This is a genomic window from Thalassospira sp. (genome assembly GCF_002709775.1).
GTDB lineage: Bacteria > Pseudomonadota > Alphaproteobacteria > Rhodospirillales > Thalassospiraceae > Thalassospira.
This window is the reverse complement of sequence record NZ_PAQR01000007.1, coordinates 36152-60957: the sequence shown is the minus strand read 5'-3', so window position 1 is coordinate 60957 and position 24806 is coordinate 36152. Positions and strand designations below refer to the sequence as shown.

The 24806-nt window shown below is 55.5% G+C and carries 19 protein-coding genes; 10 read left to right on the top strand and 9 right to left on the bottom strand.

Annotated features, from left to right (window positions below; translation table 11 throughout):
• Positions 1–52: 52 nt before the first annotated feature.
• On the top strand, positions 53–2191 hold the full coding sequence (locus CMO10_RS03390; RefSeq protein WP_297018871.1) for a methyl-accepting chemotaxis protein: 2139 nt from the start codon (positions 53–55) through the stop codon (positions 2189–2191).
• A 71-nt stretch (positions 2192–2262) separates the two neighbouring features.
• Here CMO10_RS03390 and CMO10_RS03385 read toward each other — a convergent pair whose 3' ends face one another.
• The 6 genes from CMO10_RS03385 to CMO10_RS03360 all read right to left on the bottom strand — a co-directional run bounded on the left by CMO10_RS03385 (position 2263) and on the right by CMO10_RS03360 (position 10566).
• Positions 2263–2868, bottom strand: coding sequence for a nucleoside deaminase (locus CMO10_RS03385; protein WP_297018870.1), 606 nt, complete (start codon positions 2866–2868; stop codon positions 2263–2265).
• Positions 2869–2986: 118 nt separating this feature from the next.
• On the bottom strand, positions 2987–3241 hold the full coding sequence (locus tag CMO10_RS03380; RefSeq protein WP_044827497.1) for a hypothetical protein: 255 nt from the start codon (positions 3239–3241) through the stop codon (positions 2987–2989).
• Between the two features lie 254 nt (positions 3242–3495).
• Positions 3496–4624 (bottom strand): peptide chain release factor 2 gene (prfB, locus tag CMO10_RS03375; RefSeq protein WP_297018869.1). Its coding sequence is split into 2 segments (ribosomal slippage): positions 3496–4554 and positions 4556–4624, totalling 1128 coding nucleotides; the frame shifts between segments, so codons are not numbered across the junction.
• A gap of 173 nt (positions 4625–4797) precedes the next feature.
• Complete coding sequence (locus CMO10_RS03370) at positions 4798–6369, bottom strand: alkaline phosphatase D family protein (protein WP_297018868.1); 1572 nt, start codon at positions 6367–6369, stop codon at positions 4798–4800.
• 251 nt (positions 6370–6620) lie between these two features.
• Positions 6621–9044: a penicillin-binding protein 1A gene (locus CMO10_RS03365; RefSeq protein WP_297018867.1), complete on the bottom strand. Its 2424-nt coding sequence runs from the start codon at positions 9042–9044 to the stop codon at positions 6621–6623.
• Positions 9045–9312: 268 nt separating this feature from the next.
• Positions 9313–10566, bottom strand: coding sequence for an N-acetylmuramoyl-L-alanine amidase (locus tag CMO10_RS03360; RefSeq protein ID WP_297018866.1), 1254 nt, complete (start codon positions 10564–10566; stop codon positions 9313–9315).
• Between the two features lie 682 nt (positions 10567–11248).
• On the opposite strand from CMO10_RS03360, the gene CMO10_RS03355 reads away from it, so the two are divergent.
• Entirely contained in the window at positions 11249–14242 is a 2994-nt protein-coding gene (locus tag CMO10_RS03355) for an Rne/Rng family ribonuclease (RefSeq protein WP_297018865.1), read from the top strand.
• 74 nt (positions 14243–14316) lie between these two features.
• On the opposite strand, the gene CMO10_RS03350 is transcribed toward CMO10_RS03355, so the two are convergent.
• Together CMO10_RS03350 and CMO10_RS03345 are read right to left on the bottom strand one after the other, a co-directional pair.
• Positions 14317–15468, bottom strand: coding sequence for a pyridoxal phosphate-dependent aminotransferase (locus CMO10_RS03350; RefSeq protein ID WP_297018864.1), 1152 nt, complete (start codon positions 15466–15468; stop codon positions 14317–14319).
• 70 nt (positions 15469–15538) lie between these two features.
• A complete protein-coding gene (locus CMO10_RS03345) occupies positions 15539–16927 on the bottom strand; it encodes a gamma-glutamyltransferase (protein ID WP_297018863.1) in 1389 nt (462 codons plus the stop codon).
• On the opposite strand from CMO10_RS03345, the gene CMO10_RS03340 reads away from it, so the two are divergent.
• From CMO10_RS03340 to CMO10_RS03330, 3 genes are all read left to right on the top strand, one after another.
• Positions 16860–18269, top strand: coding sequence for a M48 family metalloprotease (locus CMO10_RS03340; RefSeq protein WP_363928323.1), 1410 nt, complete (start codon positions 16860–16862; stop codon positions 18267–18269). The two genes, CMO10_RS03345 and CMO10_RS03340, sit on opposite strands and share 68 nt — an antisense overlap.
• Positions 18270–18376: 107 nt before the next feature.
• Positions 18377–18973, top strand: coding sequence for a hypothetical protein (locus tag CMO10_RS03335; protein ID WP_297018861.1), 597 nt, complete (start codon positions 18377–18379; stop codon positions 18971–18973).
• Between the two features lie 88 nt (positions 18974–19061).
• A complete protein-coding gene (locus tag CMO10_RS03330) occupies positions 19062–19823 on the top strand; it encodes a DsbA family protein (RefSeq protein WP_297018860.1) in 762 nt (253 codons plus the stop codon).
• Between the two features lie 134 nt (positions 19824–19957).
• Here the strand turns inward: CMO10_RS03330 and thiS are convergent, their stop codons facing one another.
• A complete protein-coding gene (gene thiS / locus CMO10_RS03325; RefSeq protein WP_297018859.1) occupies positions 19958–20953 on the bottom strand; it encodes a sulfur carrier protein ThiS in 996 nt (331 codons plus the stop codon).
• A 286-nt stretch (positions 20954–21239) separates the two neighbouring features.
• On the opposite strand from thiS, the gene CMO10_RS03320 reads away from it, so the two are divergent.
• The 5 genes from CMO10_RS03320 (at position 21240) to CMO10_RS03300 (ending at position 24751) form a co-directional block, all read left to right on the top strand.
• Positions 21240–21527 (top strand): type II 3-dehydroquinate dehydratase, encoded by a 288-nt coding sequence (locus CMO10_RS03320; protein WP_297018858.1) that lies wholly within the window; start codon positions 21240–21242, stop codon positions 21525–21527.
• A gap of 10 nt (positions 21528–21537) precedes the next feature.
• Positions 21538–21987, top strand: coding sequence for an acetyl-CoA carboxylase biotin carboxyl carrier protein (gene accB, locus CMO10_RS03315; protein ID WP_044827486.1), 450 nt, complete (start codon positions 21538–21540; stop codon positions 21985–21987).
• 17 nt (positions 21988–22004) lie between these two features.
• Entirely contained in the window at positions 22005–23354 is a 1350-nt protein-coding gene (gene accC / locus CMO10_RS03310) for an acetyl-CoA carboxylase biotin carboxylase subunit (protein ID WP_044827485.1), read from the top strand.
• Between the two features lie 203 nt (positions 23355–23557).
• A complete protein-coding gene (aat, locus tag CMO10_RS03305) occupies positions 23558–24223 on the top strand; it encodes a leucyl/phenylalanyl-tRNA--protein transferase (protein ID WP_044827484.1) in 666 nt (221 codons plus the stop codon).
• Positions 24224–24268: 45 nt separating this feature from the next.
• Positions 24269–24751 (top strand): GNAT family N-acetyltransferase, encoded by a 483-nt coding sequence (locus CMO10_RS03300; RefSeq protein ID WP_297018857.1) that lies wholly within the window; start codon positions 24269–24271, stop codon positions 24749–24751.
• Positions 24752–24806: the final 55 nt, after the last annotated feature.

Sequence of the window (24806 nt, the reverse complement as noted above, 5' to 3'; positions counted from 1 at the left end):
AGAGCCCCCCAGACCTCAGTAACGGGCGACGGGCACTGCGAGAGGAAATGTCATGAAACGTATTTCGGTGAAACTACCGACGATCATTGCGTGCCTGATTCTGCTAACCGCGCTGAGCGCGGGTGGCATCCTGTCTTTTGAACTCTGGGTGACCCAGAAAACCGAGGTTCACAACAAACTTCTGGCACTGACAGATGCGCGCAAGAACGCCATTCAGTCCTATCTGCAGGCGATTGAAGAAGACCTGACTATAGAAGCTGACAGTGGTTACACGCGTGATGCTCTCAAGGCATTTGCCCAAGGTTGGGATCGCCTGGATGGCAACCCGATGACATCGCTTCAGAAGCTTTACATCTCGGACAACAGCCATCCGCTTGGCGAGAAGCATCTTCTGACCGACGCGGGCGACGGATCGGACTGGAGCCAGGCACACCAGACATATCACCCGCATTTTCGTGAGTTCCTTGAACTCAAGGGATATTACGACATCTTCCTGATCCGTGCTGATGGGGAACTTGTTTATTCCGTCTTCAAGGAAGCTGACTTTGCCACCAACCTTAATACCGGTGAATGGGCGGAAACCGATCTGGGGCGCGTGTTTCACGATATAATGGCGGCGAGTTCCGCCAAGGACATCGCCTTTACCGATTTCAGTCCCTATGCGCCCAGTGCAGACGCACCGGCGAGCTTCATCGGACATCAGGTCCGCAGCGAAGCGGGTCAGTTGCTGGGTGCCATGGTCTTCCAGATGCCGATTTCACGCATCAACAACATCATGAATGTGTCGGTCGGCATGGGCGAAAGTGGCGAGACCTATATCGTTGGTCAAAACGGCTTGATGCGCAGTGATTCGCGCTTTTCCGAGGAAAGCACCATCCTTAAAACCCGGGTGAACGATGCTGCCACGCGTGACGCATTGTCTGGCAATAGCGGCATTCACGAAATTCTTGATTATCGCGGCATCCCGGTCATCTCTGCCTATATGCCGATCCACTTCAATGGTGTCGACTGGATCGTTCTCGGTGAAATCGATACGGCCGAAGCATTCGGCCCAGTATATAGCGCCCTGATGATTGCCGCCGTGATCGTCGCCATTGTGACAGCACTTGGCGTTGCCGGCAGCATCCTGTTTGCCCGTTCGGTCACCAAACCGATTGAGAAGATTGTCGGCAACCTCGGCCAGCTTGCCGATGGCAAACTTGATACCGAGGTCTTTGGCACCAGCCGTGCCGATGAAATTGGCGACATTGCCAAGGCAACCGAAGTGTTTAAAAAGAACATGATCCGGGCCAAGGAACTCGAAAGCGAGGCCGAAAAGGCCAAGGAACGTGCGGCGGCAGAAAAGCGTGAGCAGATGAACAAGCTTGCCGATGCCTTCCAGGACAATGTCGGCTCCATCGTCAGGGTTGTGGCGTCTGCCGCGACCGAGCTTGAAGCAACCGCGCAGAGCCTGACGGCGATGATGGAACAGACCAACACACAGGCAACCTCGGTCTCAAATGCCTCTGGCCTTGCCAGTGCCAATGTCGAAACCGTGGCGTCCGCCTGCGAAGAAATGGCGACATCCATCCGTGAAATCAGTGCGCAGGTTCAAAATGCCACCCATATCACGACCCGCGCGACCGAAACGGCCACCTCAACGCGCGAAACCGCGACCGGCCTTGCCGACTCTGTGCGCGAAATTTCCAGTGTGGTCGAACTGATCCAAGACATTGCCGAACAAACCAACCTTCTGGCGCTCAATGCCACGATCGAAGCCGCACGTGCAGGCGATGCCGGCAAGGGATTTGTGGTTGTCGCGCAGGAAGTCAAAAACCTTGCCAGCCAGACGGCACGTGCGACCGAAAACATCACTGCACAAATCGAAAAGGTTCAGCGCATTACCAACACCATGGTAACTGCGGTCGACGAGATCAGTGATGTTATTGAAAACAACAAGCAAAGCTCGACCGTGATTTCGGCTGCTGTGGAGCAACAAGACGCCACCACCAATGAAATCACTCATAACATCGCCCTTGCCGCCAATGGCACGCAGGAAGTCGCCAACGCGATTACCGATGTCACCAAGGCCGCAACCGAAGGCAGCCATTCCGCTGCCCAGGTTCTTGCCAGCGCGCAGGAGCTTTCACAATCGGCAAGCCGACTTGGCAAGGAAGTCGACAGCTTCATCGCAACTGTCCGGGCAGCCTGATCAAATCGCCCGACCAGACCAAAACGTGCTCCGTTTCATTACGGAGCACGTTTTTTTAGGGTAACTGGCCGTTAGTTCAACGGGATATCGTTATCCGCCTTGGTGTCCTGATATTGAGCGGACAGCGCGTCATATTCGTCCGAGATCGCCTTGGCGCGGGCAACATAGATTTCCTTTTGCGGCGCCGGCATCTCTGCGACCATGCCCATCATCGAATGGCTATCCCAGAACGCGTTGGATTTATTGTATTCGCCGTCTTCAAGAGTAAAGACCTCCTTCATGATTTTCAGATCATGGGGGATGGCAAAGGCATCGCGCGAATCTTCATACGAGAAGAAGTAATAGAAATTATCAAACCCGGCCCAGGTAATGGCCGAAAGGCACATCGAGCACGGCTCGTGCGTCGAGAGGAAGATCAGCTCCGAGGTTGCCGGGCGCTGGTCAGAGGGCATTTCATAGAAGCGCTTAAGACAATGCACCTCGCCATGCCATAGCGGATTTTCGGTTTCATTGTTGGTTTCAGCAATCACCAGCGACAGATCATCCTTGCGCAGGATCGCCGCGCCGAAAAGCTTGTTGCCACCCGATACCCCGGCGCGCGTTTTCGGCAAGATATCGTCTTCGAGCACGGAAAACAGGCGGTCGAGGATTTGCTGATCAGTCTTGGTATCGGTCATGTTGGCGGTCCCGGATGACGGTGAATGCGTATCATCCCATTTCATCGCGTCCGGGCCGCCAAGCCAACCTGTTTTTCGCTTTTAATCGCGCTAAACAGCGTATCGATCCGTTTGACAATCAAAGACCGCGCAAGATGCCGTCACTGTCAGGCAGTTGCCGACTTTCCGGCGGTACCGGAATATAGAAATCACGATCAAGCAATGTGTTGATCGAAATCAGAGTGGGGGATTTGGTATCACGCACCTTGGTAATCAGCGCATGATCAACCGGTGCCATTTCGCGGATTTTGATGACTTCGAAAATCGGACCGTTGGGTGTAGCGAGTTTGAACTGGTCGCCGACCGCGACCGGACCATGGGACTGATGGGCCATTTGGATCTTCCCGTGAGAGTATGGATGTTTGCTCCGCACAACCTGCCAGTGCCCCGTGCTATGCCGGTGATTTGTTGTTTTTGACAGGCCGCGCTTGACCGTACTCTTGCAGAGCTATTCGGCAATTCTGTGACAGAAATGGGATTTTTGCGGACTTTGGTCGGTTTTCTTGTCGTTTTGATCCGTGCAAAGAAAAACACCCCACCGAATGATCAGCGGGGTGTTTGCAAATTCAGGCAGGATCAAAAGACCGATCAATCGATATCTTCGATTTCCCCGGCAGAACCCGTGACCTTGGCGGCAAGGGCTGCTGCCATAAAGGCATCAAGATCGCCGTTCAGAACGCCCTGGGTATCAGACGTTTCCGTACCCGTGCGCAGATCCTTGATCATCTGATAAGGCTGCAGGACGTAAGATCTGATCTGATGGCCCCAACCGATGTCGGTTTTGCTGTCTTCGACTGCCTGTGCTTCGGCTTCGCGCTTTTTCAGCTCAGCCTCATACAGACGGGCTTTCAGCATCTTCATCGCCGTTTCGCGGTTTTTATGCTGCGAACGGTCGTTCTGACACTGGGCAACAATACCGGTCGGAATATGGGTCATACGCACAGCAGAATCGGTTCTGTTAACGTGCTGACCACCGGCACCCGATGCGCGATAGGTATCGACACGAAGATCCTTATCCAGGATTTCGATTTCGATATCGTCGTCAATCACAGGATAAACCCAAACAGACGAGAAGCTGGTATGGCGACGGGCAGAACTGTCATAGGGCGAAATACGCACCAAACGATGCACGCCTACTTCGTTCTTGAGCCAGCCATAGGCATTGTGACCGGTGATCTTGTAGGTCACCGATTTGATACCGGCTTCCTCGCCATCACTTTCTTCAAGCATCTCGAGCTTGTAACCCTTGGACTCTGCCCAACGGTAATACATGCGCGCCATCATTGATGCCCAGTCTTGTGCCTCAGTCCCGCCGGCACCGGCGTGGATTTCGAGATAGGCGTCATTGGAATCGGCTTCGCCCGAAAGCAGGCTTTCAAGTTCGCGCTTTGCGGCGATCTCGCGGATCGAACGCAGGGCTTCTTCGCCCTCCTCGACCGTTTCGCTGTCGTCCTCGGCTTCGCCAAGTTCGATCAGTTCGATACTGTCTTCAAGCTCCTGGGCGAGCTTTTTATAGCCATTGATGGCGTCATCAAGCTGGGTACGTTCACGCATGACTTTCTGCGCGTTCGCCGCATTGTCCCAAAGGGTCGGGTCTTCGGCGAGTGCGTTCAGTTCGTCGAGGCGTCTAAGAGCGTTATCCCAGTCAAAGATGCCTCCTCAGCAGTGCCATCGACTGCTTGATTTCATCGACCAATGCCTGTGCTTCAGCGCGCATTGATGTCTCCGTTATTCGTCTGAAAATCTGTTTCGCCGCATCGATGATGCGGCAATGTCGGCGTGGCTTATAACAGTTTTTGTCCCGCTTGAAACCCCTGCAACCATGCAAAAACCCGGCGCGGTTAATGCGCCGGGTTCTGCAGTGACAGTCCAAGTCGCCGAAGTTTCGGATCAGGTGTAAACTGGATCAAGCGTTACGGCGTAAAGCTCCTGGTCGGCGACATCGCGAAGCGAAACGCGGAACTGTTCGGTATCGGCATCAATATCAACCAGCCCGAAGAACTGAAGGCCGTAAGATGGCGGCAGGTTGATCCCCTGTTCCTCGGTCGGGTGTTTAGTGAATTTGACCTGCGGACCAAATGTGTTGTCCATTTCATTCGGACCGAAAGTTCCTGCATGCAACGGCCCCGAGACGAACTCCCAGAACGGTTCGAAATCCTGGAACTGTGCCTTGTTCGGGTCATAGTAATGGGCCGCCGTGTAATGAACATCGGCCGTCAGCCAAACCGTATTGTTGATTTTTGCGTTCTTGATGAAGCGCAGCAATTCGACGATTTCAAGTTCGCGCCCGGCTGGTGCACCATCACCATTGGCAAGGTTTTCAAAGGTGCTTTTATTTTTCCAGTCGTCATAGACGATCATGCCAATCGGCATGTCCGCAGCGATCACTTTCCAGGTTGCCTTGGAATTCAAAAGACCTCGTTTGAGCCATTCCATTTGGGCACGACCAAGGAAGTCCGTATTGTCCGTCGGTGAAGGGCTGTTGTTGGCATCGTTCGTGCCACGATAGGTGCGCATATCAAGGAAGAAAATTTCCAGAGATGGCCCATAGGAAACCTTGCGGTAAACCCGGCCCGGTTCCGATGCGTGTTCAGTAATCGGCAACATCTCGCGGAAGGCGCGATTGGCACGTGCGGCAAGCAAGGAAGCGGACTTTTCCGTATAACGATCATCACCCAGCAGCATCTCGCCGGGATACCAATTGTTGGTCACTTCGTGGTCATCCCACTGATAATACACAGGCACCAGACGGTTGAATTCGCGCACATGCTGATCAAGCATGTTGTATTTGTAGTTGCCCCGAAACTCATCAAGCGTCTCGGCAACCTTTGCGGTGTCTTCGGTGGTGATGTTTTTCCAGATTTCGCCGTCCGGCGTTTCCTTGGTCTCGGCAAACGGACCATCGGCATAAATTGTATCGCCGGAATGGATGAAGAAATCGGGATTGTGATTGGCAATCGTCGCATAGGTTTTCATGCCACCGCGGTCTTCATCAATACCCCAGCCCTGCCCGCCGGTATCACCGGACCAGCCAAAACGAATATTGCGCTTGGCCGCTGGTGCCGTGCGGAAATGACCAATAATCGGCTCGGACGATGCGCGACCATCATCAAGATTCTCAAAATGGATCTTGTAAAATATGTCCTGACCGGCAGGCAAATCAGCAAGGGCAAGCTTACCGGCAAAGTCACGTTCCGGCAGCACATCGACATGCGGAATACGTAGAGATTTTTTGAAGCCTTCGGTGGTGGCGATCTCAGTCACCATGCGCGATGCACGATCTGCGCGCCCCCAGATGCAGGCTGTACTTTGCGTAACGTCACCACTCTGAACACCGTGGGTCAGAATGGGACGATCCGCAGCACGTGAAATCGACGGCATAAAGAAACCACCCATAGCAGTTGCGGTACCTGCCGTCGCACTGGCGGTCAAAAACTTTCGGCGGGAAAGACGAAAACTCATCACAAGAACCTCTTCAGCGTATGAAACAATACATTGAAGATCATGACAAAATCTCGTGACACCCCGATGTCAGTGCCTTGATTGTTTTATCACGCTTTGATGACTCAAAAGGTTTGCAAAACCGCCGATCCGAAAGTCAAACCTTTCAGGTGAACACGTCCCTGAACGAAAAAAGCCGGATTCTGATCACATCCGGCTTTGATCATGTTTGCCCACCATTTCTGATGGTGCTAAGGGGGGGTAGTTTAGCGCTAATAAATGCCGCCCGGCCCGGCAACGGCACCGCCGCTGCTGTCCGATCCGCCCGAACCGCTATACCCACCGTCAATGACGCTGTCATTTGAAGCCGGGATGGTGCCTGGTTTGAACGCTTCCCAAATCACATCCTGATCGCCCGGACGGGCCGGAAGACCGGTGCGGGCTTCAACCCGGACCATGCGAATGCCCGGTGGGGTACGGAACGGAATGGCCTTGGTGCCTTCAAGGGCACCGCGCATGAATTCCTTCCAGATCGGGGCTGCGGCACTGGCTCCCTGTTCCTTGTCACCAAGGGATCGGTTGTCATCAAAGCCAACATAAACACCAACTGCCAAATCCGGCGAGAACCCGACAAACCAGGCATCGCGCGAATCATTGGTCGTGCCGGTTTTACCGGCCAGCGGATAGCCAAGCTCGGCAATACGGCGACCGGTCCCGCGCGAAACAACACCTTCCATGATATGCACCATCTGGAACGCACTGGCGGGATCGGTCAGCTGTTCGCGGGTATCAGGCAGGTCCGGCGGCATCTGATTACGGAATGCCACGTCCTGACACTGGGCACATTCGCGCTCGTCCCGGCGGTAAATCACATTGCCGCGACGGTCCTGAATACGGTCAATCAGGGTCGGCGTAATTTCCTTGCCGCCATTGACCAGTTCGGCATAAGCAGCCGTCAGGCGCATGACGGTGGTTTCGGCCGCCCCAAGCGACATCGAAAGCACATCTGGCATTTCATCAACAATGCCAAAACGCTCAGCGTAATCGACCACAGTCGGCATACCGATGGTCTGGGCCAAACGCACGGTCATCAGGTTACGCGATTTTTCAATCCCCAGACGCATGGTCGAAGGACCATAGAACTGGCCGCTATAGTTGCCCGGCTTCCACTTGCCAAGGCCCGGCCCCTGATCAATCACAAACGGTGCATCAAGCACCAGTGTCGATGGGGTAAAGCCCTTATCAAGGGCGGCGAGATAAACAAACGGCTTGAAGGCCGAGCCCGGCTGACGACGGGCCTGGGTTGCGCGGTTGAATTTCGACATATCATGCGAAAAACCACCCGTCATCGCCAGAACGCGACCGGTATGCGGGTCCATCGCCACCAGACCGCCATTCACATTCGGAATCTGGCGCAGGCCGTAGGTATTGGGCGGCAGCTGTTCGCCATCAAGTTCGGCGAAATGTTTGACGTAAATAACATCACCGGGCTTAAGCACATCCGACGGGCTATTCACGACAGCACCCAGCGTCTGACCCTTTTGCCACGGGCGCGCCCATGTCAGGAAGCGCAGCGGAATACGGCCCTGCTCGCCATTCAGAAGGCCTAGTTTTGCCTCGTTCGCATCTGTATCAAGCACCACCGCGCGATCCCACGGGATATCAGCCGGTGTTTCGACTTCGCGCAGGGTCTGCTGCCAGTTGCCGGACAGGTCGATATTGGTGATTGGACCGCGCCAGCCATGACGACGGTCATATTCGACCAGCCCGTCAAACAGCGCCTTGTCGGCGATATCCTGCAAACGTGGAACCACGGTGGACCGCACCGAAAGGCCACCGTCATAAAGCATGCCTTCGCCGTAACGATCGACAAGCTGGCGACGGACTTCCTCGGCAAAGAAATCGGCCTGATAGGTATCAACCGATTCACGGCTTTTCCCAACGAGCGGGGATGACCACGCCGCCTGCGCTTCGGCCTCGGTGATGTATTTTTCTTCCAGCATCCGGCCAATCACCCAGTTACGACGCGCCTTGGCTTCGTCATGGTTGCGGACCGGGTGATAGTTCGACGGTGCCTTTGGCAGGGCCGCAAGATAGGCCGCCTCTTCGACATTCAGCTCATCAAGCGACTTGTCGAAATAGCGCAAGGCTGCTGCAGCCACGCCATAGCTGCCACTGCCGAGGTAAATCTCGTTGAGGTAAAGCTCAAGGATATGTTCCTTGGAAAAGGCCCGCTCGATCCTGAAGGAAAGGATGGCTTCCTTGATTTTACGCTCATAGGAAACTTCGTTGGTCAGAAGGAAGTTCTTGGCGACCTGCTGGGTGATCGTCGATGCACCGACCGGGCGTTTACCTGTCCCCAGATTGACAACGTTGGTGACAGCGGCGCGCAGGACAGAGGCAAAATCGATCCCCGGGTGGGAGAAGAAGTTCTTGTCCTCGGCCGCGACAAAGGCGTCAACAACCTTGTGCGGGATGGCCGAAATCGGCACGAAAACGCGCTTTTCACGGGCATATTCGGCAATCAGTGCCCCGTCAGATGCATGAACGCGTGTCATGACCTCGGGCTCGTAATTTTCAAGCTGGGTGTAATCGGGAAGTCCCTGACCAAAATGCCAGAAGATCGCCAGCATACCGGCACCGCCCGCAACCGCCATCAAGAACAGAAAGCCGAAAATACTAAGTAAAATGCGCATGTAAGCAGGTCTTTTTCATTTTGTTGGCCTGATCCGACAAGGGGGCATATTCATGCACTCTTATCGGAAATGCAATGTCCCGGCAGACATTTCGCCCGTCTGTGCCGAAAACGCGGATTTGCCCGCATTATAGCGGCAAAATAATGACGAGGTTGTGACAGCCGCCACGCCCGGCAGGTTTTATTTCAGAAACAGCGCGCACAACCACCATCAGTCAACGCCCCAAAGGCCGGATTGATCCCAAAGGCAGCAAACGCGAACCCAGCTTTTAGAACTTGTGCTTCTCGAAATAGATATCAATTGCCCGCATGACGGCCTCGGCAATCTTTTTACGATGTGCGGGACTTTGCAACAGCTTGGCATCCGTCGCGTTCGACAAATACCCCATTTCAAACAGGGCCGAGGGGATATCTGGTGCCTTTAGAACTGCAAAACCGGCAAAGCGATGGGTGCGGCGTTGAAGTTCGATGCTTTGGGCAAGCTGGGTGACCATGTTAGCCGCAAGCGTTGCCGACAGGTTCATGGTTTCCCGCTGTGCCAGATCAATCAGGATGCTCTGCACCAGCGTGTTTTCATCAGAAAGATCAATACCGGCAATGACGTCGGCCTTGTTTTCCTTAGATGCCAGGGCGGCGGCTTCTTTGTCCGATGCGTTTTCAGACAGGGTATAGACAGATGCACCACGATGCTTGGGATTGCCAATTGAGTCTGCATGCAGGGAAATGAACAGATCCGCCCCGGCCTTGCGGGCGATATCGACACGTTGACGGAGTTTAAGGAACACGTCCTTATCGCGCGTCAGAAGCACGCGATAGCGCCCCGATGCCGTCAATGTTTCGGCAAGCTGACGGGCAGCGGCAAGGGTCAGGTCCTTTTCATAGACATTGCCCACCCCGATGGCACCCGGATCAACCCCGCCATGGCCGGCATCAATGGCAATCAACGGCTTTTCATCGCCGCCACGTCCGGATTGAACAGCAACGTCCACACTTTGTTCGGTGGCGCTGGTGTCGTTACGGCTGCGCGCAGAATAGGCTTCCATGCTCTGGCGCGATGCGGTCAGGAAGGCGTCACGCTGTGTCGGTTTGATATCCACCACAAGCCGGTTGGGTTTTCCGCCACCGGGCGGCAGTGAGAAAATCTTGGACACCAATGACGGCTGGGCAATATCCAGAACGACACGGAACGTGCCCGGTTTAAACAGACCATAGCGCAGCCCGGAAATAAGTCCCCCGCCCGACGTCACCTTGCCCGGAGGCGCATTCCAGTCAATTTCAGGCATATCGATGATGATGCGATACGGATCGGGCAGCAGGAAATAGGTAAAGTCGACATCCTGATCAAGGTCGATCACAAAGCGAGTATAATCGGGATAAACCCCCAAACGTGCGCCAAGCACCTTGGCCGGCTGGGCCGATGCCGTTGATGCGATCATCTGGGCTGCAAACACCAGCGCAAACAACACCATCATCGACCTGCCGATTTTGGCCAGGATCGATCGCGATGATGCGTTTTTCGTCATGGAAAGTGAATTCGCGTGCTGTGAATGCATGTGTCGTTTCAGCGCCTGTTACCCTGCAAGAGTATCTGTTCACCGCTTATAGCAATGCGTTGGTTAACGGGCAATTGACCAACGCCAGAACTTGGGGATCGCGTATTTCAACTTTCCGCGATGACCAAGGCAAATGGTGACACGGTAAAAACAGTGTCTTTTCATATATTTGCCGGGAATAAATCGCCAAAAGGAAAATGGCGCGGATTTCTGTGTGTTTTTACACGTTACTGTCAGAAAGTCGTCACATCGCGCAACAAAACTGTTTGTAGCATACGCATAAAAGAGATATGTTGCACCCGAGATTCCTAATAGCCTTGTGGTAAGTAATCAAAATGCCACCAGGCTGAGGACGCGACGAGTGCAGTTCTTACGGTCGGTGTCTCGGTGACGCGGCAATTCCCGCTCCCGATAGAGCCCTCCTCAACAAGGCTGTCTTGGCGCGCTCGAAAAGACACGCAATCTAATTCTTTTGTTTCAACACCAAAACCAGGTCCAACCGGAAGAGCAGCCGACACGCGATGACCCAGATACATACAGGACATATCGCGACCTTTATGGGCGGCGCCTCCGGACACGCCGGTTTGTTTGCATATCAGCGCAATTGCGCCCATAGCATTGAACTGGCGGGGCCTACAGGAACAGGTTCCGAATGGTCAAACGCATGCTTATTGATGCAACGCACGCGGAAGAAAGCCGCGTCGTTGTTATTAACGGAAATCGCCTAGAAGAATACGACGTCGAAACTTCGACGAAAAAACAGATCAAGGGTAATATCTATCTCGCGAAAGTCACGCGTGTAGAACCGTCACTTCAGGCGGCCTTTGTTGACTACGGCGGAAACCGTCACGGGTTCCTTGCCTTTAGCGAAATCCATTCCGACTATTACCAAATTCCGGTTGCAGACCGCGAGGCGATTGCGCAGAGCAACGCACAGGTCAAGGACGCCGAGATCGTCGAAGACAATATCGGCGATGGCGAAGACAGCCCGAAAAAAGAAAAGAAACCGTCACGCTCCCGTTCGCGCCGCAAACCGCGCGCCAAGGACAAGGACGAAGCATCCGATACGTCTGATGCAGAAGCCAAGGATGTTGATGCCACGACCGAGGCCCCTGCCCAGTCAGATGCACCTTCTGACGCAGCAACCGACAATGCCGGTTCTGGCGAGGAAGAAGAAGCCAAGCCGCGCCGCCGCCGTCCGCGCAACCGTCGCAAGAAAAGCGACGATGTCGAAGCAGCCGGTTCGGACGCAGATGCAAGCACCTCTTCCGAAGGCAGCGACGATAACGGATCAAACGGGGATGACACCCCGACCGGCGGTAACGCTGCGATGTCGGCAGAAATCGCCGAACTTGACGTTGATGTCGATGCCGAAGGCGACGATGCCAACGAAGTGACCGCACTTGATGCGACCGCCGATGTTGAAGAAGATATCGAAGACCTTGGCGGTGATGACAGCGACGAGTTCGTCGAATCGCACAGCCGTCAGCTTCAGAAACGCTACAAGATCCAGGAAGTCATCAAACGCCGCCAGATCATTCTGGTTCAGGTCGTCAAGGAAGAACGCGGCAACAAGGGTGCTGCTCTTTCGACCTTCCTGTCGCTGGCCGGTCGTTATTGTGTGCTTATGCCAAACACCCCGCGTGGTGGTGGCATTTCGCGCAAGATCACCAACGCCAAGGACCGCAAGCGTCTGAAATCCATTCTGGCAGAGCTTGAGATTCCCGATGGCATGGCGGTCATCGTTCGTACCGCCGGTGCCGAACGGACCAAAGCCGAAATCAAACGCGACTTCGATTATCTGATGCGTCTGTGGGACCGTATCCGCGAAACCACCCTTCAGAGCCAGGCACCTTGCCTGATTTACGAAGAAGCCGATCTGATCAAGCGTTCCATCCGTGACCTTTATGCACGCGATGTCGATGAAGTGCTGGTCGAAGGTGACGAAGGTTACCGCGTTGCCAAAGACTTCATGAAGATGCTGATGCCTTCGCATGCCAAGCGTGTGCAGCCCTACAAGGATCAGGGCGTGCCTCTGTTCCACCGTTTCCAGGTGGAAAGCCAGCTTGATGCGATGCTCAACCCGGTCGTACAGCTTAAATCCGGAGGTTATCTTGTTATTAACCCGACCGAAGCACTGGTCGCGGTTGACGTTAACTCCGGCCGCTCGACCCGCGAACGCAACATCGAAGAAACCGCTTACAAGACCAACCTTGAAGCAGCCGAAGAACTGGCACGCCAGCTGCGTCTGCGTGACCTTGCCGGTCTGATCGTTGTCGACTTCATCGACATGGAAGACCACCGCAATCAGGCATCCGTCGAGCGCAAGCTGAAAGAAGCAATGCGCAACGACCGTGCCCGTTTGCAGATCGGTCGCATCAGCCCGTTTGGCCTGCTTGAAATGTCGCGTCAGCGCCTGCGTCCGTCGCTGGTCGAAAGCGCGTTTGAAGTTTGCACCCACTGCCGTGGTGTCGGCCTTGTCCGTTCGATCGAAAGTGCGGCCCTTCATCTGCTGCGCGTGATCGAGGAAGAAGGCATGCGTCGCCGTTCCGGCGCGCTGACCGTCCATGTTGCCAGTGAAGTCGCGCTTTACATCCTGAACCGCAAACGTGATTCGCTTGGCGAAATCGAAAGCCGTTATGGCTTCAGCGTCATGATCTTTGGTGATGACAGCCTGATTTCGCCGGACCACCGCATTGAGCGCACCCGCGCAAAAAAGGGTGACGAAGTCGAAGAAACCTCGGCCGTTCTCAATACCGACAGCGTTTCTCTGACCGCGATTGAAAATCCGGTTGATACGGATGACGAAGAAGATGACATCGAACGCAACGAAGATGATGATCAGGGCGGCAAACGCCGTCGTCGTCGCCGTCGCCGCCGTGGCCGCAACGATGACCGCGATGATCGCAATAACGATCAGCAGCAGGATGCATCGGGCGACAGTGATGATGCGTCTGACAACAATGATCGTAACAATAATGACGACGATGATGATGATGACAGCAACCGCAAGCGCCGCCGTCGTGGCAAACGTGGTGGTCGCCGTCGTTCGCGCCGTCAGGACTTTGATGGCAACCGTACCCGTTCGCCCGCTGATGATCCGGCCCTGACAGCAGCCCGCCGCAACCGTGATCACGAAGCACCGGACGGTGCCGCCGAAGACACCGTGATCGACGCCGAGAGCGAAGGTCAGGATGCAGACAGCTTCGATCAGGAAGGTGTTCGTACCGGACGCTCGCGCAGCACCACTGCCCCGGCCCCGGCCCGTCCGCGCCGTGATCGCAATGATAACCGTCGCAATCGTCGTGACCGCAACACCCGTTCGGATCGCAATGACGAGGGCAACGAACGCGATGTGAAGAACATCCCGATCCAGTCTGGCCCGGCCCCGGAAGCACAGTCGGAAGCCCCGAGCGAAGCAAAACCGGAAGCAGCAAGCGCCCCGGCCGCTGCCCCGGCAGAAGTCAGCACCCCGGCGCCGAAAAAGGAAGCTCCGAAGGCAGAAGCCCCGGCAGAAAAACCTGCCGAGCCGAAAGCTGCAGAACCGGCTCCTGCCCCGGCACCGGAAGCGGCCCCTGCAGCCGAACCGGCAAAGGATGAAAAGCCAAAGCCGAAAAAACGTGGCTGGTGGAGCCTTGGTCGTTAAGACCGGCTAACAGAACAAAAGAAAAAAGGGCTGCCCATTGGGCAGCCCTTTTTCATTGGGTATCGTTTAAAAGGTCAGCGCTTCCAGTTCTGAAGCGCCTTGACCGCGCCGATCATGGTTTCTTCGCTATGCGCAAACGAGAAGCGGACATAGCCCTTGCCGCGCAGGCGGTCGAAATCGGTGCCGGGCGTCGTCGCGACACTGGTTTCTTCGAGCATCTGCTTGCAGAAGGCTTCGCTGTCACTGGTCAGTTCGCGGACATCGGCATACAGGTAAAACGCGCCATCGGCCGGGGCGAATTTGGTGAAACCGGCCTTGGGCAAACCATCAAGCAGGATTTCACGATTGCGCGCATAGGCCGCGATATTGGCCTGCAGTTCGTCCTCGCAATCAAATGCGGCCACTGCGGCCAGCTGTGACAATGCCGGGGCCGAGATAAACAGGTTCTGCTGCAGGCATTCGACCGCACGCATCAGATCGGGCGGCACAATCGCCCAACCCAGACGCCAGCCGGTCATGGAAAAGTATTTCGAGAAGCTGTTGATGATGATCGCCTCATCACCGAATTCAAGGGCAGTGCATTCAGCGACATCGCCAAATGAAATACCCTGATAGATCTCGTCACTGATCAGGCGAATGCCGTTTTCGCGGCAATAGGTCGCCAGTTCGCGGTAGGTTTCGACATCAATCATGCTGCCCGCCGGGTTGGACGGGCTGGCAACTATCAAGCCATCGACCGGTTCATCGAGATCACGCAGCATCTGAACGGTCGGTTGATAATGGGTTTCCGGCCCGGCTGGCAGGTTGACCGTATCAATGCCAAGCGCGCTCAGGATGTTATGATAGGCCGGGTAACCTGGGGCTGCCATCGCAACCCGGTCACCCGCATCGAAGGCGGCCAGAAACGCCAGCACAAAGATCGAGGACGACCCGCTGGCAACACAGACGCGTGCTGGATCGACCGAAACGCCAAACTTGGTTTTATAGTGCCCGGCAATGGCTTCGCGCAGCGGATCAATCCCCATGGCGTTGGTATAGCCGATCAGATCAGACTCAAGCGCCTTGGCGGCGGCTTCGCGCACCTTGCGCGGTGCGGGGGTTCCGGGCTGGCCGACTTCGAGGTGATAGACAGCCTTGCCTTCCTTTTCGCGCGCATTGGCCGCGCGCATGACATCCATCACGATAAAGGGGGAAATTGCGCCGCGAAGGGATTGTTTCAATGCCATTAGTGGGGTCCTGACATGGGTTCAAGAACAACAGGGCAGGTTGTTCCCTGCCCTGTTGGTTAGTCTTTGATTAGCGGGTTCCAGCCATGCCACCGCCCGCCGGATCGGCAAGGAACTGGCAGCTTTCCGGATGAGGTGGCGTACCTTCAAGGCACTTGATGACATTCACCGAAGAGGCCCCATCGGAATTAAGCGCCACACCGGATGCAGCACCACTGCCAATCAGGTCTTCGGCCATGGTGGCAATCTGTTTGGTTGCGCCGGCTGGCGTGCCTGTTCCGGCAATGCCGTAATAGTATTCCCAGACAAACGGGTTCACCATCAGGGCTGGGCCCATCAGCGGGGTCGAGACCATCGCAGCGTCGCCAGCGGCAAGGTTAAGGCCAAAGGCATCCGCGCCAAGCCCCGCACCAAACGGTGTGTTCATGGTCGTGACACAGGCAACTGCATTGGCCGCACGATCGACCACGACAAAACCACTGCGTCCAGCATTTGCCTGTGCGGCCTCGGTCCCCGATGCGATATCAGCCAGATAACGGTTGAGGATATCGGCAAGCTCACCGCCCTCGCTGATCACCGAGGCACCGGAATTGGCGCGCGGCGGATAGGCAAGGTAAAGCGTTTCGTTGCCAACCTTGACCTCGGTCGCGGTTTTCCATTGCGGGCGATAGGTGCGCATATCTTCGGCGGTCAGCGTACCACCCGCTGCCGTCACGGCATTGGCAATATCGGCGCCGAGCGCACCGTTATAAAACTCGCCCGGTCCCTTGACACGAAGCGAGGTCAGAAGGGCAGCAAGGTTGACCGCGCGAATACGATCACCGACTTCCAGCATCTTGCCATCAGGCATGAAGGTTGCGCGCAGTGCCGGGCTGGCTTCGATCCGGGCACGGTTGGCTTCGATATCATTGACCAGCGATCGCGAGACCGGCACACCCAGGCGGGCATATTGTTCAGCCGCACTGATCAGCGAGCCCCACTGCAAACGACCATAACGGGCACTCAGCGCATAAAGGCCGCGCGGCACGGTCGGGACGGTGGTTGCAGTTTGGTCAGAGCCGGTGCGCGTACCCGGGCGTGGCCAGAAATCAAGGACTTCGACCTTTTTGCTTTCGCGGTCATGCACGACACAAACCCCGCCGCCACCGATGCCGGCAACAGACGGCTTGGTCACGGTCATCGTGGCATAAAGTGCAACAGCCGCATCCGCCGCCGTGCCGCCAGCCGAAAGAACATCGCGCGCATTACGCACCGCGCGCGGCTCGTCGGCGACCACGCCACCGAAGTAGCCAGAGACTGCCCCTATTTGACCAATATTTTCTGTTTCATTAGCACTACATGCAGCAAGACCGGCAGTCATTGCGATTGCGAACGCGATCCGCCATGATGGCTTGCGCGTCGGCACGGAACCGACATCAGTCGAACGAAAATATGGAACGCACATTTTGCTCAGACGCATTATTACTCTCACTGCCATTTTCCTTGTTGCCCTGCCTAGCACGGTTTTCGCGCAGGGTCGCTCTTTTATCCGCGATACAGAGATCGAGGAAACCCTCCGGATGTATGCCACGCCCATTTTCAGGGCAGCTGGCCTCGATCCGAATGGCGTGTCCATTTATATCGTTTCCGACAACAGCTTGAACGCATTTGTTGCCGGGGGCCAAAAGCTTTTTATCAATACTGGGCTGTTGTTAAAAGCAGAGACTCCCGAACAGGTTATCGGCGTTGTTGCCCACGAGACCGGCCACATATCGGGCGGCCATCTTTCGCGCGTTCATGACCAGCTGCGCAATGCGTCTGCGATCTCCATTCTTTCAACCATTGCCGGTGTTGCCGCAGGTGTTGCTGCGGGCCGTTCTGACGTTGGCACGGCCGCCATTCTGGGTGGTCAGAACGTGGCAACCCGTAACTTCCTTGCCTATTCCCGAACCCAGGAAAGCAGTGCTGATCAGGCTGGTGTGAAGTATTTAACAGAGGCCGGCATTTCATCGCGCGGGATGATGGAATTCATGGAAACGCTTGAAGGTCAGGAATTGCTGAGTACGGCAAGCCAGGACCCGTATCTGCGAAGCCACCCGCTGACGGTTGAGCGTGTCGATTTTCTTGAGAACTATGTGGCCAACTCGCCGCTCAAGGATGCCAAGGTCAGCCCGGAACTTTACGAACGCCATGCCCGCATGCGCGCCAAGCTGTTTGCCTTTACCAACCATATCCAGAATACGATGCGCACCTATCCGGAAAGCGATACGAGCATTCCGGCGCGCTATGCGCGTTCCATCGCCTATTATCGCGACTCACAGCTTGAACCAGCGCTTGAGATCATCGAAGGCCTGATCGTAGACGAACCGTCCAACCCGTATTTCGAGGAACTGAAAGGACAGATTCTTCTGGAATTCGGCCGTGCGCGCGATGCCATCCCGCCATTGCAGCAGGCAACCGACCTGTCTAACGGGGCACCGTTGATCCGGTTGCTTCTGGCGCATGCGATGATCGAAACTGGTGATGAAGCCTATCTTGCGCCGGCCAAGGAAAACTTGATCGGGGTTTTGTCACGCGAACGCGGCAATGCATCGGCATGGCGTTTCCGCGCGATTATTGAAAACCGTCTGGGTAACGAGGGTGAAGCGTCGCTTTCACAGGCGGAATACAGCCTTTTGACCGGTGATCGACAGGCCGCAAGCTATCACGCGGTGCAGGCCGACCGGAAACTTGAAAAGGGAACGGCAACCTGGCTGCGCGCGCAGGATATCCTGCAGGCTACCAACCCTGATGGTGTGCCGGGTCAGGACAAACCCAATTGAGCACGCCCCACACCGCTGCCCCACCCAACACGTCTCCCAAGACCCGTGCGTTCACACGTAGGGGTCTTTTGGCGTCTGTGATCCAAACAGCAGGAACATTGGGCACCGTGAGCTTGATCAGCAGTCTGGCCGGCTGCTCCCTGCCCGGTGCGGGTGTGGATGTTGGCGGTGATCTAAAACTGCTTTATGCGCCATTTTCGCTTAGCAACCCGCCGCGCTATTGGCAGGTGCGCCAGAATGGTGATCCCGGGCCGCTCAGTTGGGAAGACAAGGACGGGCGCATTGCCCTTGCCGCCCGACCGGGACTGGGATCGTTTGAAATTGGACGAAGAACCAACGTCATCGTTCTGGCATCCCCGTTCCTGTCCTTTGACTGGCAATTTAACAGTGCCGCACAGGTCGGCGATGTTGAACTGGTTCTGGGTTTCCGGCGACAAGCGCAGGGCAGCTGGACTGAAAACGATCTTGGATCGGGGAAACCGGGTATAGATCATGAAGTCCGCATTGCGATTGGCCAGTATTCGGTACGTTATGGGGAATGGCACAGGGAATATTTTGATCTGGCAACACTTTATCGACGTTATTGGCCAGATGCGCCCGCAGACGAGGTCCGCCTTGTCTGGATCGGACTGGTGTCGGGCACGGATCATGCCCCGGTAGAGAACAGTGTCACACACCTAACGCATATTTTACTTTCCCGTTAGCAACCAGATCACGTATCAAAAACCATCACATTCAATCAGGGTCAGGTACATCCCGTCACCACTGACCAGAGAGACAAAAGGACGCCCTATGACTTCCCAGATCGCAAAACGCTTTGTTGCAGGTACGGCTCTTGGCATGAGCATGCTGTTTGGTGCAAATGTTGCCATGGCTCAGGATGCACTCAGCACCGACCAGAAAGCTGAAATCGAAGGCGTTATTGAACAATATCTGCTTGATAATCCGGACGTCCTGCTGCGCGCCATCCAGAATGTTCAGTCATGGCAGGCGGCTGAGCAGTCCCGCCAGCAGGCAGAAGCCATTGTTCCAGTCTGGGATGCGCTTGTGGCTGACAGCAGCGTTCCGTCCGTCGGCCCGGTGGATGCGCCGGTCACCGTGATCGAGTTCTTTGATTATCACTGCGGATACTGCAAACGCGCATTTGATGGCGTGAAGGAAATTGTCGAAAACAGTGACGGCAAGGTCCGCACCCTCTTTATCGAATTCCCGATCCTGCGCGAAGAAAGCACCCTTGCCGCGCGCGCGGCTCTGGCCGCAGCCAAGCAGGGAAAATACATGGAAACCCACGAAGCCTTCATGACCAACCGTGGCCTTCTTGATCAGGACCGCATCAATGAACTGGCAGCCGGTGCCGGTGTTGATGTTGACCAGATGCTTGAAGACATGAAGGCACCTGAAATCACCGGTATGATTTCGCAATATTCGGCGATGGCCCATGCAGTTGGCATTTCCGGCACCCCGGCCTTCCTGATCAACGGCACCATGGTATCAGGTGCGGATATGGATCGCGTCAACGCGCTGGTCGATGCCGGCCTGAAAGACGCTTCCTGATCCAAACAGACAGGTATCGCGAAACGGCCAACATGTGCAGTTTGGTTGTCTCGCCGCCGTAATAAAAAATCAAAGGCCCGTTTCATATTCGAAACGGCCCTTTGATTTTGTCGTATCTCGCAAACATTTGCTGATCAGATGATTCCGGCCAATGGCGAAGACGGATCAGCGTATTTCTTTTTCGGCATGCGGCCAGCCAGGAAGGATTCACGCCCGGCAATGATCGCATGTTTCATCGCACGCGCCATGCGGATCGGATCCTTTGCCCCGGCGATTGCGGTATTCATCAAAACACCGTCACAGCCAAGCTCCATGGCAACCGCGGCGTCCGATGCGGTCCCGACCCCGGCATCAACCAGAACCGGCACATTGGCGTTTTCCTTGATCAGCGCGATATTGACCGGGTTCAAAATCCCCATGCCCGATCCGATCAGGGATCCCAGCGGCATGATCGCGCAGCAGCCCATGTCTTCGAGCATCTTGGCCTGAATGGGGTCATCGCTGCAGTAGACCATCACATCAAAGCCATCCTTGATCAGCGCTTCGGCCGCCGTCAGCGTTTCAGGCATATTGGGATACAGCGTTGCCTGATCGCCCAGCACTTCAAGCTTCACCAGGTTCCAGCCGCCCGCTTCGCGCGCAAGACGCAAGGTCCGCACGGCATCGTCGGCGGTAAAGCAGCCCGCAGTATTCGGCAGATAGGTATATTTTTTCGGATCGACATAATCGACCAGCATCGGCTGGTTCGGGTCAGTCAGGTTCACGCGGCGGACAGCAACGGTGACGATTTCCGCCCCCGATGCCTCAATCGCGATTTTGGTTTCTTCGAAATCCTTGTATTTACCGGTACCAACCAGAAGACGGGATGAGAATTTCTTGCCCGCAACGACGAAGCCATCGTCGTCTGCCGCCGCCAAACCGGCCTCATGCGAACCGCCGCCGATGAAATGGACGATTTCGAATTTGTCGCCCTCGGCAAGCGGTGTTTCGCTGTAGGCCGTCTTGGGAACGATTTCCAGATTGCGCTCAACCGCGACCTTGGTCTGGGCGATTCCAAGTTCGCCAAGAAGTTCGGCAACGTTTCCGGCATTTTCGATGGTGCGGTCTTCACCGTTGATCGTCAGACGCATCTTTTCGTTTCATCCCTTTGGTATCAAAATCTTCACGATTGCCGCGCAGTATGCGCAGCACATTCGCCCGAAGCAAGCTGTCTTGCGTACCTTTTTGGCTTTGTCCACATAGCCGATCCCACTGGCCAGACATAAGCCAGACCTCTTCGCCATCAAGGCGGCGTTGCAAAGGCCAATGCAAAGTTGCGTCAGACTTTAGTCGTGTTATAAACGCAACACCAAATGTTGGGCATGCAGGGACTGGATGCCCTGCGGACAGAAGTGCATCGAATGCCCCGAAGCAAGAATGGAAGTGAACGAGTTGACTGGTTTTAGACAAAACCGACAAGAAGACTCTGGCATTCTTGGCAATGCTAAGGCATATACGCACACATCGGTTGCGAACCTTGATCCTTTCGCCGCTTCTGCGTTGGCGAAATTCGGGTTTCATCTGTCCAACATTCAAAAGCGGAATGCATTCAGACACGAATTATACGTCTCGAAAGCTTTAAACGGCATGATCTATGGCTTTGGCTCCCGGAGCACCAAGAACGCCCTGGATGCCATGCGCGGATTGATCCACACACCATCATAAAGATATCGAAATGAGCAAGTTCAACATCGACAATGACGCCATTCGCCAGCTCGCAGAGCTGCTGGACGACACCAATCTGACCGAAATTGAAGTTGCCGCAGGTGACAACCGCATTCGCGTCGCCCGTCAGGGCACCATGGTTGCTGCTCCGGCTGCCGCCCCTGCTGCTGCGCCGGCACCGGCTGCGGCACCTGCCGCTGCGGCACCGTCTGATGCCGGATCCCACCCGGGTGCGGTTAAATCGCCGATGGTCGGCGTTGTCTATTTCGCACCGGAACCGGGTGCAGCACCGTTTATCTCGGTTGGCTCCTCGGTTTCCGAAGGTCAGACCCTGATGCTGATCGAAGCGATGAAGACCTTCAACCCGATCCGCGCCCCGAAATCGGGCAAGGTCACCCAGATTCTGGCGACCGACGGCCATCCGGTCGAATATGACGAGCCGCTAGTCATTATTGAATAAGCCGGGGTATCAACCGCATGTTCGACAAAATCCTGATTGCCAACCGTGGTGAAATCGCGCTTCGTATTCAGCGCGCCTGCCGCGAAATGGGCATCAAAACTGTCGCGGTGCATTCCACTGCCGATGCGGACGCCATGCATGTGCGTCTGGCCGACGAATCGGTCTGCATCGGTCCGGCAGCATCCAAAGACAGCTATCTCAACATTCCGGCCATTCTTTCGGCTGCTGAAATCACCGGTGCCGAAGCCATCCATCCGGGCTACGGCTTCCTGTCGGAAAGTGCCGATTTCGCATCCATGGTCGAAGAGCACGGCTTTACCTTCATCGGCCCGACGCCGGAACATATCCGCACCATGGGTGACAAGATCACGGCAAAACAGACCGCCGAGAAGCTTGGTATTCCGTGTGTGCCGGGGTCTGATGGTGAAATCACCACCGTTGACGAAGCCCGCAAATGCGCCAAGGACATCGGCTATCCGGTCCTGATCAAGGCATCGGGCGGCGGCGGCGGTCGCGGCATGAAAGTGGTCGAGCGCGAGGAAGACCTTGCCGAAGCCTTTTCCATGACCCGTAAGGAAGCATTGCAGAACTTTGGCAATGCCGCCGTTTACATGGAAAAGTACCTTGGCAAGCCGCGCCACATCGAATTGCAGGTCATTGGTGACATGCATGGCAACGCCGTTCACCTGTTTGAACGCGATTGCTCCTTGCAGCGTCGTCACCAGAAGGTACTTGAAGAAGCTCCGTCTCCGACCCTGACACCGGAAGAACGCGAACGCATCGGCTCCACTGTTGCCAATGCCATGATCGGCATGGGCTATCGCAATGCCGGTACGATCGAGTTCCTGTATGAAAACGGCGAGTTCTATTTCATCGAAATGAACACCCGCCTGCAGGTCGAACACCCGGTAACTGAAATGATTTCCGGTGTTGACCTTGTGCGTGAACAGATCCGCGTTGCAGCTGGTCTTGAGCTGTCATTCAAGCAGGAAGACCTTGAAATTCATGGTCATGCGATTGAATGCCGTATCAATGCCGAAGATCCGCAGACCTTTGTTCCGTCACCGGGCAAGATCAAGGAATATCATGCACCGGGCGGTCTTGGCGTGCGTGTCGATAGCGGCATCTATACCGGTTATTCGATTCCGCCCTATTACGACAGCATGATCGCAAAGCTGATTGTGCATGGTCGTGACCGTGAAGAATGCATGATGCGCCTGCGCCGTGCGCTGGCGGAATATGCGATTGGTGGTATCAAAACCACCATTCCGCTGCATCAGACGCTTCTGTCCAACCCGGACATCCAGAAAGGGGATTACGACATCCACTGGCTGGAAAAGTTCATGGGCATGAAAAAAACGCTGTGATCAGCGTTCTATCCGATTTCAAACGGGAACCTTCGGGTTCCCGTTTTTTTGTTTCCGATCCACATCAAAACGTTAATCAAGCTTCCCTATTATAAAAGTCCGGTTCAGACTGGGATGTGTGATGACCTTGTCGGGACCGACCGGGTCTCTCATATGTAAACTGACACCAGACAAACAGGACCAGAGCAATTATCACTGCGATCATGTCAAACCAGCTGACCCCTGATCTTTTGATCCGAGCCTATTCCGTCGGCCTGTTTCCGATGGCCGAAAGCCATGATGATCCAACACTTTACTGGATCGATCCGGAATGGCGTGGTGTCTTGCCGCTTGATGGCTTCCACGTGCCGCGCAGCCTGCGTAAGGAAGTGCGCAAGGGCACCTATAAAATCCATGTCGACCGTGCCTTTCCCGACGTGATCCGCGCCTGTGCAGAACCGACCGATACCCGCGATGACACCTGGATTAACAGCAACATCCTTGACGCCTATTGCGCGCTTCACAAGATGGGCTGCGCGCATTCGATCGAGGCATGGAAAGACGGCGAGTTGGTCGGCGGTCTTTATGGCGTGAGCCTCGGCAAGGCGTTCTTTGGCGAAAGCATGTTTTCACGTGCCACCAACGCATCAAAGGTCGCCTTGGTCTATCTGGTCGCATTGATGCGTCAGGGCGGATACAGCCTGCTTGATACGCAGTTCGTCAATGATCACCTCAAACAGTTCGGGGTCGAGGAAATCCCGCGCGAGCGATATCGCAACGAACTGGCCAAGGCGTTGACCGGGCGTGCCAACCTTCCGTTTGAAGTCGATCCGGAAATCCTTGAAGAAACGCTGACGGGCGGCGATAGTGAGGCTCATCTGCAGCCCTGAAGTCTGCAGCGCCCATCACGACCTCCACACCACGACGAGTTCCACATGAATATTCGCCCCGCCACCGAACAAGACATCCCCGCCATTCTTGATATCGTCGCCCCGATCCTGCGGGCAGGTGATACCTATGCCATTGATAGCGACATGACCGACGACGACGTCATTGCCTATTGGATGGGAAAGGACAAGGTAACGCTGGTGGCCGAGGAAGATGGCAAGGTGGTCGGCACCTATTACATCCGCCAAAACCAGGGCGGCGGCGGATCACATGTGTGTAATTGCGGCTACATGACGTCACCTGCGGCCAGTGGACGCGGCATTGCGCGACGTATGTGTGAAGACTCGCTTGTGCGCGCCAAGGCGCTTGGCTACCGCGCCATGCAGTTCAATTTCGTGATCGCCAGCAACGCTGCCGCGGTTCACCTTTGGCCGACACTGGGCTTTGAGATCGTCGGCCGCCTGCCCGGCGCCTTCATGCATCCGACATTGGGTGAAACCGATGCACTGGTGATGTATCGCAAGCTTTAAGCAAACCAAATTAAGACAAACAAAAAGGGCGGGTACCATCTGGCACCCGCCCTTT